The sequence below is a fragment of the Ensifer sp. EB106-03-01-XG145 genome (assembly GCF_058792075.1).
Genome location: NZ_JBYTEC010000001.1, coordinates 1,349,089 through 1,365,684 on the forward strand (window position 1 = coordinate 1,349,089; position 16,596 = coordinate 1,365,684).

14 protein-coding genes are annotated in these 16,596 nt (G+C 60.6%); all 14 read left to right on the forward strand.

Annotation, left to right across the window (positions count from 1 at the left end; translation table 11 throughout):
• Positions 1-89 precede the first annotated feature (89 nt).
• The 14 genes from nuoG (at position 90) to AC3WWH_RS06615 (ending at position 16,584) form a co-directional block, all read left to right on the forward strand.
• Complete coding sequence (gene nuoG, locus AC3WWH_RS06550) at positions 90-2,171, forward strand: NADH-quinone oxidoreductase subunit NuoG (RefSeq protein ID WP_057252318.1); 2,082 nt, start codon at positions 90-92, stop codon at positions 2,169-2,171.
• 20 nt (positions 2,172-2,191) lie between these two features.
• Positions 2,192-3,235, forward strand: coding sequence for an NADH-quinone oxidoreductase subunit NuoH (gene nuoH, locus AC3WWH_RS06555; RefSeq protein ID WP_058321492.1), 1,044 nt, complete (start codon positions 2,192-2,194; stop codon positions 3,233-3,235).
• Positions 3,236-3,299: 64 nt separating this feature from the next.
• A complete protein-coding gene (gene nuoI / locus AC3WWH_RS06560) occupies positions 3,300-3,791 on the forward strand; it encodes an NADH-quinone oxidoreductase subunit NuoI (protein WP_025426590.1) in 492 nt (163 codons plus the stop codon).
• 138 nt (positions 3,792-3,929) lie between these two features.
• Entirely contained in the window at positions 3,930-4,544 is a 615-nt protein-coding gene (locus AC3WWH_RS06565; protein ID WP_057252871.1) for an NADH-quinone oxidoreductase subunit J, read from the forward strand.
• A 27-nt stretch (positions 4,545-4,571) separates the two neighbouring features.
• Positions 4,572-4,880: an NADH-quinone oxidoreductase subunit NuoK gene (gene nuoK, locus AC3WWH_RS06570; protein WP_034803568.1), complete on the forward strand. Its 309-nt coding sequence runs from the start codon at positions 4,572-4,574 to the stop codon at positions 4,878-4,880.
• A 7-nt stretch (positions 4,881-4,887) separates the two neighbouring features.
• On the forward strand, positions 4,888-6,882 hold the full coding sequence (gene nuoL / locus AC3WWH_RS06575) for an NADH-quinone oxidoreductase subunit L (RefSeq protein ID WP_058321491.1): 1,995 nt from the start codon (positions 4,888-4,890) through the stop codon (positions 6,880-6,882).
• Positions 6,882-8,393, forward strand: coding sequence for an NADH-quinone oxidoreductase subunit M (locus tag AC3WWH_RS06580; RefSeq protein WP_057252314.1), 1,512 nt, complete (start codon positions 6,882-6,884; stop codon positions 8,391-8,393). The genes nuoL and AC3WWH_RS06580 overlap by 1 nt, the downstream gene beginning before the upstream one ends.
• Positions 8,394-8,412: 19 nt before the next feature.
• Positions 8,413-9,855 (forward strand): NADH-quinone oxidoreductase subunit NuoN, encoded by a 1,443-nt coding sequence (gene nuoN / locus AC3WWH_RS06585; protein WP_057252312.1) that lies wholly within the window; start codon positions 8,413-8,415, stop codon positions 9,853-9,855.
• The gene (locus AC3WWH_RS06590; RefSeq protein WP_058321535.1) at positions 9,855-10,619 is read left to right on the forward strand and encodes a biotin--[acetyl-CoA-carboxylase] ligase; all 765 of its coding nucleotides are present in this window, start codon (positions 9,855-9,857) and stop codon (positions 10,617-10,619) included. Before nuoN ends, AC3WWH_RS06590 begins: the two co-directional genes overlap by 1 nt.
• A gap of 26 nt (positions 10,620-10,645) precedes the next feature.
• Complete coding sequence (locus tag AC3WWH_RS06595; protein ID WP_058321490.1) at positions 10,646-12,313, forward strand: ribonuclease J; 1,668 nt, start codon at positions 10,646-10,648, stop codon at positions 12,311-12,313.
• Positions 12,314-12,371: 58 nt separating this feature from the next.
• Positions 12,372-12,776, forward strand: a complete 405-nt coding sequence (gene mce, locus AC3WWH_RS06600) for a methylmalonyl-CoA epimerase (protein ID WP_058321489.1) — start codon at positions 12,372-12,374, stop codon at positions 12,774-12,776.
• A 127-nt stretch (positions 12,777-12,903) separates the two neighbouring features.
• A complete protein-coding gene (locus AC3WWH_RS06605) occupies positions 12,904-13,173 on the forward strand; it encodes a DUF1467 family protein (RefSeq protein ID WP_057252306.1) in 270 nt (89 codons plus the stop codon).
• 752 nt (positions 13,174-13,925) lie between these two features.
• Positions 13,926-15,254 (forward strand): proline--tRNA ligase, encoded by a 1,329-nt coding sequence (proS, locus tag AC3WWH_RS06610; RefSeq protein WP_058321488.1) that lies wholly within the window; start codon positions 13,926-13,928, stop codon positions 15,252-15,254.
• A 19-nt stretch (positions 15,255-15,273) separates the two neighbouring features.
• Positions 15,274-16,584 (forward strand): lipoprotein-releasing ABC transporter permease subunit, encoded by a 1,311-nt coding sequence (locus AC3WWH_RS06615; RefSeq protein ID WP_057252301.1) that lies wholly within the window; start codon positions 15,274-15,276, stop codon positions 16,582-16,584.
• Positions 16,585-16,596 lie beyond the last annotated feature (12 nt).

Below are 16,596 nucleotides of genomic sequence, written 5' to 3' on the forward strand. Positions count from 1 at the left end.
AGACGGTCATCGCCCGCAAGCAGCAAGGCTGTGTTGGAATTGTCCGTCGCCGGAAGGCCGATGGACGGAAGACAGGATTGAGTACGAAGATGGCAAAGCTGAAAGTCGACGGAAAAGAGATCGAGGTACCGGATCATTTCACGCTGCTTCAGGCGTGCGAAGAGGCCGGAGCCGAGGTTCCGCGCTTCTGTTTCCATGAGCGGCTGTCGGTCGCCGGCAACTGCCGCATGTGTCTTATCGAAGTGAAGGGAGGGCCGCCAAAGCCCGCCGCTTCCTGCGCCATGGGCGTGCGCGACCTCCGTCCGGGCCCGAACGGCGAGACGCCGGAAGTCTTCACGACCACGCCGATGGTCAAGAAGGCCCGCGAAGGCGTGATGGAATTCCTGCTGATCAACCACCCGCTCGACTGCCCGATCTGCGACCAGGGCGGCGAATGCGACCTGCAGGACCAGGCGATGGCCTTCGGTATCGACAGCTCGCGTTATCAGGAAAACAAGCGCGCCGTCGAAGACAAGTATATCGGCCCGCTGGTCAAGACCGTGATGAACCGCTGCATTCACTGCACGCGTTGCGTCCGTTTCACGACCGAAGTCGCCGGTATTGCCGAGCTTGGCCTGATTGGCCGCGGCGAAGACGCCGAGATCACCACCTATCTCGAGCAGGCGATGACGTCCGAACTGCAGGGCAACGTCGTTGACCTCTGCCCGGTCGGCGCGCTGACCTCGAAGCCATTTGCCTTCACTGCTCGTCCGTGGGAGCTGAACAAGACCGAATCCATCGACGTGATGGATGCACTCGGTTCTGCGATCCGCGTCGACACCCGCGGTCGCGAAGTCATGCGCATCATGCCGCGCGTCAATGAGGACATCAACGAAGAGTGGATCTCCGACAAGAGCCGCTTCATCTGGGACGGCCTGAAGACGCAGCGTCTCGATCGTCCCTATGTCAAGAAGGACGGCCGACTGCAGCCGGCGACCTGGGGCGAAGCCTTCCAGGCGGTCAAGGCTGCCGTTGCCAAGACCTCCGGCGACAAGATCGGCGCCATCGCCGGCGACCTCGCTTCGGTCGAAGAAATGTACGCGCTGAAGCAGTTGATCGCAGCACTCGGCTCCGAGAGCGTCGATTGCCGCCAGGACGGCGCCGCACTCGACCCGTCGCTTGGCCGCGCCAGCTACCTTTTCAACCCGACCATCGCCGGCATCGAAAGCGCTGATGCGCTGCTGATCATCGGCTCCAACCCGCGCTTCGAGGCTTCGGTCCTCAACGCCCGTATCCGCAAGCGCTACCGCATGGGCAACTTCCCGATCGCCGTGATCGGGGAGCCCGGCGAGCTGCGCTACGAATACGAATATCTCGGCGCCGGCACCGAAACGCTCGCCGAACTCGTCTCCGGCAAGGGCAAGTTTGCCGCGACGCTCAAGAAGGCGCAGCGCCCGATGATTCTCATCGGCCAGGGCGCGATTGCAGGGGAGGGCGGCGCTGCCGTTCTTGCTGCCGCCGCCAAGCTCGCGGGCGCCGTCGGTGCGGTCACTGCCGAGTGGAACGGCTTTGCCGTTCTGCACACGGCTGCTTCCCGCGTCGGTGGTCTCGACCTCGGCTTCGTACCGGGTGCGAACGGCAAGACGGCGGCCGAAATGGTTACCGCTTCCGACGTTCTCTTCCTGCTCGGCGCCGATGAGATCGACCTTGCCGGTCGCAAGTCCGGCTTCACCGTCTATATCGGTTCGCACGGCGACAACGGCGCGCATGCCGCCGACGTCATCCTGCCGGGTGCGACCTACACCGAAAAGTCCGGCACCTGGGTCAACACGGAAGGTCGCGTTCAGGTCGGCAATCGCGCCGGCTTCGCACCGGGTGATGCGCGTGAGGACTGGGCGATCATTCGCGCACTCTCCGACGTTCTCGGCAAGAAGCTGCCCTTTGATTCGCTTGGCGAATTGCGCTCGAAGCTCTATGCGGCTCACCCGCATTTCGCGGATGTCGACGCGATCGCGACCGGCAACGGCGACGAAATTGCCGCACTCGGCCAAAAAGCCGGTGAGATGGGCAAATCCGTGTTTGCGTCTCCGGTCAAAGACTTCTATTTGACGAACCCGATAGCGCGCGCATCCGCCGTCATGGCCGAATGCTCGGCTTTGGCACGCAACAACTTCAAAGCTGCGGCGGAATGAGCGCGAGGGAATAGAGTATCATGGACGCTTTCGTTTCGACCTATGTTTGGCCCACGATCATCATGGTCGCCCAGTCGCTGCTGCTCCTGGTCGCGCTGCTGCTTTTTATCGCCTACGTTCTGCTCGCCGACCGTAAGATCTGGGCTGCAGTTCAACTCCGCCGTGGTCCGAATGTGGTAGGCCCGTGGGGACTTTTCCAGTCCTTCGCCGACCTTTTGAAGTTCGTCTTCAAGGAGCCGGTAATTCCGGCTGGCGCCAACAAGGCGATCTTCCTGCTCGCCCCGCTCGTCTCCGTCACGCTGGCGCTTGCCGCCTGGGCGGTGATCCCGCTCAACGCCGGCTGGGTCATCGCGAACGTTAACGTCGGCATCCTCTTCGTCTTCGCCATATCTTCTCTTGAAGTTTATGGCATCATCATGGGCGGCTGGGCGTCGAATTCCAAATATCCCTTCCTCGGCGCGCTCCGCTCCGCGGCACAGATGGTCTCCTACGAAGTCTCTATCGGCTTCGTCATCGTTACCGTCCTGCTCTGCGTCGGCTCGCTGAACCTGACGGACATCGTCAACGCGCAGTCGACCGGCATCGGCACGAACCTCGGCTTGCCGGCGTCGTTCCTCGACTGGCACTGGCTGGCGCTGTTCCCGATGTTCATCGTGTTCTTCATATCGGCGCTGGCCGAAACGAACCGCCCGCCCTTTGACCTGCCCGAAGCCGAATCCGAACTCGTCGCCGGCTTCATGGTCGAATACGGCTCGACCCCGTACATGATGTTCATGCTCGGCGAATATGCCGCCATCTGCCTGATGTGCGCGCTGACGACGATCCTGTTCCTCGGCGGTTGGCTGCCCCCGGTTGACGTCTGGTTCTTGAATTGGGTTCCCGGCATCATCTGGTTCGTTCTGAAGGCATCCTTCGTGTTCTTCATGTTCGCAATGGTGAAGGCTTTCGTTCCGCGTTACCGCTACGACCAACTGATGCGTCTCGGCTGGAAGGTCTTCCTGCCGATCTCTCTTGCAATGGTCGTGATCACTGCATTCGTTCTCAAGCTGACGGGAGCCGCATGACGATGGCTCACGCTTGGCAGCATACCGCCGGTCGCTCCCAGGCCGGCAACTCTGGAGGTAAATGATGGCCGGTCTTTCGCAAGCCGTCAGCTCGCTGTTCCTGAAGGAATTCGTCGGCGCGTTCTTTCTGTCGATGCGCTATTTCTTCAAGCCGAAGGCGACGTTGAACTACCCCTTTGAAAAGGGGCCGGTCAGCCCGCGCTTCCGTGGCGAGCATGCGCTGCGCCGTTACCCGAATGGTGAAGAGCGTTGCATCGCCTGCAAGCTCTGCGAGGCGATCTGTCCTGCACAGGCTATCACCATCGAAGCCGGTCCGCGCCGCAACGACGGCACTCGCCGTACGGTGCGCTACGACATCGACATGGTGAAGTGCATCTATTGCGGTTTCTGCCAGGAAGCCTGTCCGGTTGATGCCATCGTCGAGGGCCCGAACTTCGAGTTCGCCACCGAGACGCGCGAAGAGCTTTACTACGACAAGGACAAGCTCCTCGCCAACGGCGACCGTTGGGAGCGCGAAATCGCCCGCAACATCGCAATGGACTCGCCCTATCGCTGAGGCCAGAGCGTAGCGCCGCCCCGGGGAGGGCGGTGCATGTGACATAGGTTTGGGCAACGGCCGGACGCGTGTCCGGCTTTGCCTGTGGAGTGGGGCCTGAAGCGCCTCACGCCGTGCAAGACGAAGAAGGCACCGATCATGGGTCTGCAGGTTCTTTTTTTCTATCTCTTTGCCTTCATCGCGGTGGCGTCGGCATTTATGGTCATTGCGGCCAGGAACCCGGTTTATTCGGTTCTGTTCCTGATCCTGACCTTCTTTAACTCGGCAGGCCTGTTCCTGCTGACCGGCGCCGAGTTCCTGGCGATGATCCTGCTGGTCGTCTATGTCGGTGCGGTCGCGGTGTTGTTTCTGTTCGTCGTCATGATGCTCGACATCGACTTCGCGGAATTGCGGGCGGGCGTGCTCGAATACGCGCCGATCGGCGCGCTGATCGGCCTGATCCTGGCTGCCGAGCTTATCATCGTGGTCGGCGGCGCAACGTTCTCGCCTGAGATCGCCAAGGCGATTTCGATGCCGATCCCGGCCGTCACCGAGCGGACGAACACGGCAGCCCTCGGCGACGTGCTCTATACCCACTACGTCTACTTCTTCCAGATCGCCGGCCTTGTGCTGCTCGTCGCCATGATCGGCGCCATCGTGCTGACCCTGCGCCACCGCGAAAACATCAAGCGCCAGAATATCCCGCAGCAGGTTGCCCGTACGCCCGAGACCGCCGTCGAAGTGGTCACGGTCAAGCCGGGCCAGGGCATCTAAGTCGGACGCGAGATCGAGGAACATAAAATGGAAATCGGAATTTCCCACTATCTCACCGTCAGCGCCATCCTGTTCACGCTGGGCGTCTTCGGCATCTTCCTGAACCGGAAGAACGTCATCGTTATCCTGATGTCGGTCGAACTCATTCTTCTCGCGGTCAACATCAACATGGTCGCCTTCTCGGCGTTCCTGAATGACATCACTGGCCAGGTCTTTGCCCTGTTCATCCTGACCGTCGCGGCTGCGGAAGCGGCTATCGGACTTGCAATTCTCGTCGTCTTCTACCGCAACCGCGGCTCGATCGCTGTTGAAGACGTCAACATGATGAAGGGCTGATTGGGCTATGGATACCATCATCAAGGCTATCGTCTTCCTGCCTTTGATCGGCTTTCTGATCGCCGGCCTCTTCGGTACTTCGATCGGCGCCAAGGCATCGGAATATGTGACAAGCGGTCTGATGATCATCGCCGCTGCGCTGTCCTGGTACGTCTTCTTCGACGTCGCCTTGGGCCACCAGGAGATGATCAAGGTTTCGGTGCTGCGCTGGATCCAATCCGGCAGCTTCGATGTCGAATGGGCGTTCCGCGTCGATACGCTGACATCGGTCATGTTCGTCGTCGTCAACACGGTGTCGACGCTCGTGCATGTCTATTCGATCGGATACATGCACCACGATCCGCATCGTCCGCGCTTCTTTGCCTATCTGTCGCTCTTCACCTTCGCGATGCTGATGCTCATCACGTCGGACAATCTGGTGCAGATGTTCTTCGGCTGGGAAGGTGTGGGTCTCGCGTCCTACCTGCTCATCGGCTTCTGGTACAAGAAGCCGTCGGCGAATGCTGCCGCGATGAAGGCCTTCATCGTCAACCGCGTCGGCGACTTCGGCTTCTCGCTCGGCATCTTCCTCGTCTTCGTGCTGTTCGGCTCGGTCAACTTCGAGACGATCTTCGCCGCCGCCCAGACCTACCTGCCGGCCGAAGGCGCTGCAGCAGGGGAGGCGGTTGTCACCCTGTTCGGCATGCACCTTGACAAGGCTGACGCGATCACTGCGGCCTGCCTTCTGCTCTTCATGGGCGCGATGGGTAAGTCGGCGCAGTTCCTGCTGCACACCTGGCTTCCGGATGCCATGGAAGGCCCGACTCCGGTTTCGGCACTTATCCATGCCGCAACCATGGTTACCGCCGGCGTCTTCCTCGTCGCCCGCATGTCGCCGCTCTTCGAACTGTCGCCGGACGCACTGACCGTCGTGACGATCATCGGTGCCATCACCGCCTTCTTCGCCGCGACCGTCGGTCTCGTTCAGAACGACATCAAGCGCGTCATCGCCTACTCGACCTGCTCGCAGCTCGGCTACATGTTTGTGGCGCTCGGCGTCGGCGCCTATGGCGCAGCGATCTTCCACCTGTTCACGCACGCCTTCTTCAAGGCTCTCCTGTTCTTGGGTGCCGGTTCGGTCATTCACGCCGTCGATGGCGAGCAGGACATGCGCTACATGGGTGGCCTCAGGAAGCACATCCCGGTCACCTACTGGATGATGTTCATCGGTACGATCGCGCTGACCGGTGTCGGTATTCCCGGTACGCTCTTCGGTACGGCTGGCTTCTTCTCGAAGGACGCGATCATCGAGTCGACGTTTGCCGCGCACAGCTCGGTATCCGGTTTCGCCTTCGCCCTGCTGGTGGTCGCCGCGCTCTTCACCAGCTTCTATTCGTGGCGCCTGGCCTTCATGACGTTCCACGGCAAGCCCCGTGCGTCGTCGGATGTCATGCATCACGTGCACGAGTCGCCGCAGGTCATGCTGGTGCCGCTCTACATTCTCGCCGCCGGCGCACTGATCGCAGGTTTCCTCTTCCACGACCACTTCTTCGGCGAAGGCTATGCCGAGTTCTGGAAGGGTGCGCTGTTCACATCGGCTGAAAACGAAGTCCTGCATGAGTACCACCACGTACCGCTGTGGGTTAAGTGGAGCCCGTTCTGCGCCATGGCGCTCGGCCTCTTCACCGCCTGGTACATGTATATCCGCCGGCCGGAACTGCCGAAGTATCTGGCAGACCAGCACCGTGGCCTCTACCAGTTCCTGCTCAACAAGTGGTACTTCGACGAGCTCTACGACCTGCTGTTCGTGCGCTCGGCCAAGTGGCTCGGCACCTTCCTCTGGAAGGAAGGCGACGGTCGCGTGATCGATGGCTACGGCCCGAACGGCATTGCCGCACGTGTGCTCAACGTTACTGACCGCGTTGTCCGCCTGCAGACTGGTTACCTCTATCACTACGCGTTCGCGATGCTGATCGGCATTGCCGCGCTCGTTACTTGGATGATGTTCAGGAGTTCCTTCTGATGACCGATTGGCCCGTACTTTCCGCGGTCACCTTCATGCCGCTCGTCGGCGTACTGCTTCTCTTGCTTGTCAGGGAAGACAGCGCCTACGGCCGCCGGAACATCCTGAACGTTTCGCTGCTGACGACGATCTTCACCTTCGCGGTGTCGGTCTACATCTGGTACCAGTTCGACGCGTCGAACCCCGGCTTCCAGATGCTCGAAAAGCACGAGTGGCTCGGCACCGGCATTTCCTACCATCTCGGAGTCGATGGCATCTCGGTGCTCTTCGTCGTGCTCTCGGCCTTCCTCATGCCGTTCTGCGTGCTCGCAAGCTGGCTGTCGATCGAGAAGCGTCTCAAGGCATACATGATCGCGTTTCTGGTCTTGGAAACGTTCATGATCGGCGTCTTCGTGTCGCTCGATATCGTGCTGTTCTACGTGTTCTTCGAAGCTGGCCTGATCCCGATGTTCCTCATCATCGGCGTCTGGGGTGGCAAGGACCGCGTTTACGCCAGCTACAAGTTCTTCCTCTACACGCTGCTCGGCTCGGTGCTGATGCTGCTCGCGATCATGGCGATGTACTGGCAGGCCGGTACCACCGACATCACGCAGCTGCTCGCCTACAACTTCCCGCGCCAGATGCAGACCTGGTTGTGGCTGGCCTTCTTCGCCTCCTTCGCGGTGAAGATGCCGATGTGGCCAGTCCATACCTGGCTTCCGGATGCGCACGTTCAGGCGCCGACGGCGGGCTCGGTCATCCTGGCCGGTATCCTCCTGAAGCTCGGCGGTTACGGCTTCCTGCGCTTCTCGCTGCCGATGTTCCCGCTGGCATCCGATTACTTCGCGCCGTTCGTCTTCACGCTCTCGGTCGTTGCCATCATCTACACCTCGCTGGTGGCGATGATGCAGACCGACATCAAGAAGCTGATCGCCTATTCGTCGGTCGCGCATATGGGCTATGTGACGATGGGCATCTTCGCCGCCAATGTTCAGGGCGTTCAGGGCGCGATCTTCCAGATGCTGTCGCACGGCATCGTCTCCGGCGCACTCTTCCTTTGCGTCGGCGTCGTCTATGACCGTTTGCACACCCGCGAGATCGCGGCCTATGGCGGTCTCGTCAACAATATGCCGAAATACGCCGTCGCCTTCATGGTGTTCACCATGGCCAACGTTGGCTTGCCGGGCACGTCTAGCTTCGTCGGTGAAGTGCTGACCTTGGTCGGCGCCTTCCGCGCCAACACTTGGGTGGCGCTCTTCGCCACGTCCGGTGTGATCCTTTCGGCCGCCTATGCGCTCTGGCTCTACCGACGAGTGATCTTCGGTGCGCTGGAGAAGGAAAGCCTGAAGTCTCTGCTCGATCTTTCCGGTCGTGAAAAGGCGATCCTCTATCCGCTGGTGATCCTGACGATCTTTTTCGGCGTCTATCCGGCACCGATCTTCGATGCAACCGCGGCTTCCGTGGATCTGCTCGTCAACAACTACTCCGCAGCCCTGCAGGCAGCGCAAAACGTTGCGCTTTCGGTGCAATGACCACAGGACGTGATTGGACATGACTGCTGAAACCCTCCTTGCAAGCCTGCAACTCTCGATCCCCGAGTTGATCCTCGCGGTCGGCGCGATGGCATTGCTGATGATCGGCGTGTTTGCCGGCGAAAAATCGGCGTCGACGGTCACCGGCCTTGCGGTTGCCGTTCTGATCATCGCCGGTCTCTGGCTCGTGCTAAAGACCGGCGAAGGCTCGGCCTATGGCGGCGCCTTCCTGTCGGATCCCTTCGCCAAGTTCATGAAGGTGCTGGCGTTGATCGGTTCGATCACGGCACTGGTGATGACAGTCGGTCACGCGCGTTCCGCCCAGATTGATCGCTTCGAGTTCCCGGTGCTTCTGGTGCTGGCAACGCTCGGCATGCTGTTGATGATCTCGGCCAACGACCTGATGTCGCTGTACCTCTCGCTGGAACTGCAGTCGCTGGCGCTCTACGTCGTCGCTGCGATCAACCGCGACAGCATTCGCTCGACCGAGGCCGGCCTCAAGTACTTCGTGCTCGGTGCGCTTTCCTCGGGCATGCTGCTCTATGGCATGTCGCTGATCTACGGCTTCACTGGCCACACCGGCTTTACCCAGATCGCCGCTGCACTGACGGCGGAGGGACGTTCGCTCGGCCTGATCTTCGGTCTCGTCTTCGTGCTCGCCGGTCTCGCCTTCAAGATCTCGGCCGTGCCGTTCCACATGTGGACGCCTGATGTTTACGAAGGTGCGCCGACGCCGGTCACCGCCTTCTTCGCGGCAGCGCCGAAGGTTGCGGCCATGGCGATCCTTGTGCGTATCGTCATCAATGCCTTTGAACCCGTCGTTGCCGACTGGCAGCAGATCATCGTCTTCATCTCGATCGCTTCGATGCTGCTCGGTTCCTTCGCGGCGATCGGCCAGAAGAACATCAAGCGTCTGATGGCTTATTCCTCGATCGGCCACATGGGCTACGCGCTGGTCGGCCTTGCTGCCGGCTCGATGGCGGGTGTTCGCGGCGTGCTGCTCTACATGCTCATCTACATGGTCATGACGCTCGGCACCTTCGCCTGCATCCTGGCGATGCGGCGCAAGGAAGGCGAAAACGTCGAAAACGTCGACGACCTCGCTGGTCTCTCGCAGACAAACCCCTTCATGGCGACCGTACTGACCGTCCTGATGTTCTCGCTCGCCGGCATTCCGCCGATGGCAGGCTTCTTCGGGAAGTACTTCGTGTTCATGGCCGCAATCGAAGCGCAGCTCTATGCACTCGCCATCATCGGCGTCCTCGCATCCGTTGTCGGCGCCTATTACTACCTGCGCGTCATCAAGGTGATGTGGTTCGATGACGCCAAGGGCGAGTTCGCCCGTACGGCTGGCGAACTGAAACTGGTGTTCGGTCTCTCGGGTCTGTTCGTCCTTGGATACGTCCTGATCGGCGGTCCGCTTGGAAGCGCTGCCGAGGCCGCGGCGCGGACCTTCTTTTGATCGCCCTTGAAAGCGGCGGCCGGATATCGCCCGACGATTTCCGGCACGTCGCTCTCGATGCGGTTGGATCAACAAACAGCGAATGCCTGGCGCGTGCGCGCCAGGGCGACCCGGGCAATCTCTGGGTCACCGCTGTCAGGCAGACCGGTGGCCGGGGACGCCGCGGTCGCGCCTGGTTCTCTGAGCCCGGCAATCTCTACGCATCGCTTCTCCTGATTGATCCGGCGCCGATCGAGCATTTGCATTCCCTGCCGCTCGCGGTTGCCGTTGCCGTGCACCGGGCAATCCGCCAGGTGATGCCGCCGGGCGCTGCACCGGTCGAGATCAAATGGCCGAACGATATTCTCATCGACGGCAAAAAGACCTGCGGCATCCTGCTCGAGGGTGAGGCGCTTGCAGATGGGCGCCAGGCACTGGTCATTGGCTGTGGCATCAACATTGCCGTGCAGCCGGATGAAGCCCTCTATCCCGTGACCTCGTTGAGGAAGGAAGGCGCTTCGGTTTCTCCCGACGAACTTTTCGCGCGGCTGTTCATGACGATGGCGGAGACGTTGTCGCTGTGGGAGCGCGGCGCAGGTATTGCAAAGACCATAGAACAGTGGCGATCCGCCGCCCGCGGCATCGGTGAGACGATAACTGTGAACCTGCCGGACCGGTCGCTTTCGGGTCGCTTTGCCGGTATTGATGAGACCGGGCGGTTGATGCTCGATACCGGGTCAGGCACGATGCACGCGATTGCCGCCGGCGACGTATTTTTCGGATAATTCCTAGAACAAGGGCGCATTACAATATGGCGCAAGAAGAAGAACTGGTGTTCTTGCCGCTCGGCGGCGTCGGCGAAATCGGCATGAATCTTGGCCTATACGGCTACGGGCGGCCTGGAAGCCGCCAGTGGATCATGGTCGATTGCGGCGTCACCTTTCCGGGGCCGGACCTTCCGGGCGTGGATCTGGTTCTCGCAGATATCAGCTTCCTGGCGGAAGAGCGCCGCAATCTCAAGGGCATCATCATTACCCACGCCCACGAGGACCATTATGGCGGCCTGAACGATCTCTGGCCGGGCCTCAACGTTCCGGTCTATGCCTCGCCGTTCACGGCAGGCATGCTGGAAGCCAAGCGCGATTTCGAGAGAAGCCGCAGTGAGATCCCGGTGACGATCTTCAAACAGGGCGACCGCATCAATGTTGGCCCGTTCGAGATCGAGGCGGTCGGTGTCAACCATTCGATCCCCGAGCCGATGTCGCTGATCATCCGCACGCCGGTCGGCACTGTCGTTCACACCGGCGACTGGAAGATCGACCTGCATCCGTCGCTTGGGCCCCTGACCGACGAGACGCGCTTCCGCCAGATTGGTGACGAAGGCGTCTTGGCGCTTATCTGCGATTCCACCAATGCTATGCGTGATGGTGTTTCGCCGTCGGAACAGGAAGTCTCCGAGAGCCTGACGAAGATCATCGCCAACGCCGAGGGCCGGGTCGCGATAACGACTTTCTCCTCGAATGTCGGGCGCATTCGCTCGATCGCCGAGGCGGCGGAAGAGGCGGGCAGGGATGTGCTGCTGCTCGGCAGTTCGATGAAGCGGGTCGTCGCCGTGGCCGCGGATCTCGGCCTGATGGAAGGGATCAAGCCTTTCCTTGCCGAAGACGAGTTCGGCTACGTGCCGCGCGACAAGGTCGTGGTCATCCTGACCGGTAGCCAGGGTGAGCCTCGGGCAGCACTCGCCAAGATTGCCCGCGACGAGATGCGCAACGTGGCTTTTTCCGCCGGCGATACGGTCGTTTTCTCCTCGCGCACCATCCCCGGCAACGAGAAGGCGATCAACGACATCAAGAATGGCCTGGTCGAGCAAGGCATACACATCATCACCGACAGTGAGGCGCTGGTGCATGTGTCCGGTCACCCGCGCCGCACCGAGCTGCAGCAGATGTATCAATGGCTGCGCCCGCAGATTCTCGTTCCGGTTCATGGCGAAGCCGCGCATCTGACGGCCCATGCCGAACTTGGTCAGCAGTCGGGCATCGCCAGCGTTCCGCGCCTTCGGAACGGTCAAATGCTGCGTCTTGCACCAGGCCCGGCCGAGGTCATCGACGAAGCGCCGCATGGCCGCATCTACAAGGACGGCAACCTCATCGGCGATTTCGAAGAGATGGGCATCGGCGAACGCCGCAAGCTCTCCTTCGCAGGGCACGTCGCCGTCAACGTCGTTCTTGATGGCCGCTACGATTTCCTTGGCGACCCGGACATCGTTGCGATCGGTCTGCCGGAATTCGATGACGAGGGCGAAGACATGGAGGATACGCTCTATGACGCGATCCTCGGTGCGGTCGAGAGCATTCCGCGGGCAAAGCGCAAGGATCTGGCCATGCTGCAGGAGGCGGTGCGCCGCGCCGTTCGCAGCACAGCCAACCAGACGTGGGGCAAGAAGCCGATTGTGACGGTGTTCGTCACCAAAGTCTGATTGGCGGTCGCCTCGCGGCAGTGTAAGCGGGGCCGGTACAGGACGCGGGAGGATCGCAATGCTGGGAAGAGTGAACCATATCGCCATCGCCGTGCCGGATCTTGCCTCCGCCGCCGAAAGCTACCGCTCGACGCTTGGTGCATCCGTCACCGAGCCGCAGACGTTGCCGGAACACGGCGTAACCGTGGTGTTCGTCACGCTGGCCAACACCAAGGTCGAGCTGTTGGAGCCGATCGGCGAGACCTCGCCGATCGCCGCTTTCCTGGCGAAGAACCCTTCGGGCGGGATGCATCACATCTGCTACGAGGTGGACAATATCCTCGCCGCGCGCGACGCGCTGCGTGCGGCCGGCGCTCGCGTTCTGGGGGACGGCGAGCCGAAAATCGGTGCGCATGGCAAGCCGGTGCTTTTCCTGCACCCCAAGGATTTCCAGGGTACGCTGATCGAACTCGAAGAGGTGTGACAGTTGACCGCGCGATGCGCATTTGTCTGATCGGGCAGGCGGCGCTATAAGGCGGACAGAATGTCGCGGAAGTCGCGGCGAAACGGCCTGCGGTCGTTGCGTCGATCGCCTTCACCGGGAGCCGGAAATGCCACTGTTTTCAACTTTTGCTATTTACTTCATCATTTGGTGGATCACGCTGTTTGCCGTTCTTCCCTTGGGAGTGCGCACGCAAGCGGAAGAAAACAGCGTCGTCCCGGGAAGCGTCGAAAGCGCGCCGGCCAAGTTCAATGCGAAACGGGTCGTGCTTTTGACCACGGCCATCGCGGCTGTCATCCAACTCGCCTGGTATATCGTCTCCGTCAAACTTGGCTACGGGATCGATTCTATTCCGCGGTTTTACCCGAAATTCTATTGAGAATTTCGGCAAGGCGGATGGGCTGAGCCGAACCGCAAGGCAATCGGAGAGTTTTCAGGATGCCGAGTGCTGGATTTCTGCGTCATGATGACGCCGCGCGCGATGCTGTGGGTGGAACCAGCGCAATTGCAGGATTGACCGCCGCCGAATTGACATAGTTCAATTTCTACACCTGCTTCGTGCTCGCGACGGAGTCGAGAAAAGCAAAAAAAAACAAGGCTAAAAGCCTTGTTTTTCAAGTTTCGCGTGATCCTAATCCGTTTCCGGCGGCAGCGACGAGGCGCGCCTAAGATCTTATCCTCCCAAGACTTGACCGCGAAAGTCGGCAAGAATTTAGTCTTCATGCCTGTTTTGTGAGCCGAAATTAGCCCAAACATTAAGCTGTGTCATCCTGTTTTTTTGCATTTTTGCTACAGTTGGGTAAAATATTCCCGTTGACAACTCCTGTCGTAATCTTGTTACTAGCGTGCTCTTTGACGCAGGCTTTTCCGGTCTTTTCCCCTCAAAATCAGTGGCTCCGATCTTTCCGGCGATGGCCTGAGAGTAGGGTTTTCTTCCGCCTGCGAAGCAGCTATGAACGCAAGGCTCATAAAGGTTCACGTTGGCTTTGCCGGCGATGGATAATGGAGAGCTCGACCCCGAGAAGCAACGGTCGCCCTTGCCAGTCTACCGGCGAAGAAGGCACCCGAGCTCAACGTCATTTCGCCCGAATCCGCCGATAGTGCGACGTTCATCAAGTTCTGGAACCCGTCATGCGCCTGTCCCGCTTTTTCATGCCCATCCTGAAGGAAAATCCTAAGGAAGCGGAAATCGTTTCCCACCGCCTCATGCTCCGTACCGGCATGATCCGGCAGCAGTCCTCGGGCATCTATACCTGGCTGCCACTGGGCAAGCGGGTTCTCGACAAGGTCAATGCGATCATCCGCGAAGAGCAGAACCGCTCAGGCGCAATCGAACTCTTGATGCCGACGCTGCAGTCCGCAGAGCTCTGGCAGGAAAGCGGCCGCTACGACGCCTATGGCAAGGAGATGCTGCGCATCAAGGATCGCCAGGACCGGCCGATGCTTTACGGCCCGACGAACGAGGAAATGATCACGGACGTCTTCCGGTCCTACGTGAAGTCCTATCGTGACCTGCCGCTCAACCTCTACCATATCCAGCTGAAGTTCCGCGACGAGATCCGTCCGCGCTTCGGCACCATGCGTTCGCGCGAGTTCCTGATGAAGGACGCCTATTCCTTCGATCTCGATCGCGAGGGGGCAGAACACGCCTATAACCGCATGTTCGCGGCCTACTTGCGCACGTTTGCGCGCATGGGTCTTCGCGCCATTCCGATGCGTGCCGACACCGGCCCGATCGGCGGTAACCTCAGCCACGAATTCATCATCCTCGCCGACACCGGCGAATCTGAAGTCTACTGCCACAAGGACTTCCTCGGCTTCGATATTCCGGGCGAAGAAACCAACTTCGAGGACGTCGCCGGCCTGAAGGCGATCTTCGACAAGTGGACCTCGCGTTACGCCGCAACATCGGAAATGCACGACGAGGCCGCCTTCAATGCGGTTGCCGAAGGCGACCGCCTGTCGGCCCGCGGCATTGAGGTCGGCCACATCTTCTACTTTGGCACCAAGTATTCCGAAGCCATGGGCGCCAAGGTTCTCGGCCCCGACGGCAAGGAGCATGCCGTGCACATGGGCTCCTACGGCATCGGCCCGACCCGCCTCGTGCCGGCGATCATCGAAGCGTCGCATGACGACAACGGCGTCATCTGGCCGAAGTCGATCTCGCCGTTCGATGGCGTCATCATCAACATGAAAGCGGGCGATGCCGCTTGCGACGGCGCCTGCGAGACGCTCTACTCCGAACTCGGCAAGGCGGGATTCGACGCACTGCTCGACGACACGGACGACCGCGCCGGTGCAAAGTTCGCGACTGCGGACCTGATCGGTGTCCCGGTCCAGATCATCGTCGGCCCGCGTTCGATCGCCAACGGCGAAGTCGAGGTCAAGGATCGCAAGACCGGCGAGCGCGAGACCATGACCGTCGAAGCTGCGATCAACAAGCTGATCGCAACGAAGTGAAGAGGCGAGGGAAGGCAGGATGACCGCCGTGACTGAAGATCAGGTGCAGGCCGCAACGCAGCCTGAAAAGTCCTCCAGCCGTCCCTTTTCCGCCTTTGAGCGCATGGTGGCGTGGCGCTACCTGCGTTCCAGGCGCAAGGAAGCCTTCATTTCGGTTATCGCCGGCTTCTCCTTCATCGGCATCATGCTCGGCGTTGCGACGCTAATCATTGTCATGGCCGTGATGAACGGGTTCCGCACCGAGCTCATTTCCCGCATTCTCGGCATCAACGGTCACATGATCGTGCAGCCGATCGACGGGCCACTCAACAACTATGCGGAGCTGGCGACCAAGTTCTCGGGCGTCAAGGGCGTCACCATGGCAATCCCGTTGGTCGAGGGCCAGGTTCTGGCGCAAGGCATCGGCGATAGTTCCACTGGAGCGCTAGTGCGCGGCATCCGCGCCGACGATCTCGGCAAGATGAAGTCGGTTTCCGACCATATCCAGTCCGGCGACATGGTCGGCTTTGCCTCCGGCTCCGGTGTCGCGATCGGTTCGCGCATGGCCGAGCAACTCGGCATCCGCGTCGGCGGAACGATCACGCTGACCTCGCCCAATGGCGACGTAACGCCGCTTGGCATGAATCCGCGCGTCAAAGCCTACACCGTCTCGGCGATCTACGAGATCGGCATGTCGGAATACGACTCGACGATCATCTTCATGCCGCTTGAAGAGGCGCAGCTCTTTTTCAACGCGGAGGGGCTTGCGCAGTCGATCGAGATCTTCGTCGAGCATCCTGATGTCGTCGACGAACTGCGCCAGCCGATCGAGGATGCCGCGGGCCGACAGATCTTCATTACTGACTGGCGCGACCGCAACAAGACCTTCTTCTCGGCGCTCGAAGTCGAGCGCAACGTCATGTTCATGATCCTGACGCTGATCGTGCTCGTCGCCGCGCTGAACATCATTTCCGGCCTGATCATGCTGGTGAAGGACAAGGGCAGCGACATCGCGATCCTCAGAACGATGGGCGCGACCTCCGGCTCGGTGATGCGTATCTTCTTCATGACGGGTGCCGCGATCGGCGCGGCGGGAACGGTCGCCGGCGTGGCGCTCGGCGTCGTCGTCTGCCTCAACATCGAATCCATTCGGCAGTTCTTCTCCTGGATCTCTGGAACCACACTTTTCAGCCCAGAGCTCTATTTCCTGAGCCAGCTTCCGGCCGACATGAATGCCGATGAGACCGCGCTCGTCATCGTCATGGCACTCACCCTTTCTTTCCTCGCCACAATCTTCCCGGCCTGGCGTGCTTCGCGCCTCGATCCGGTGCAGGCCCTGCGTTACGAATGACAAGGACATCAA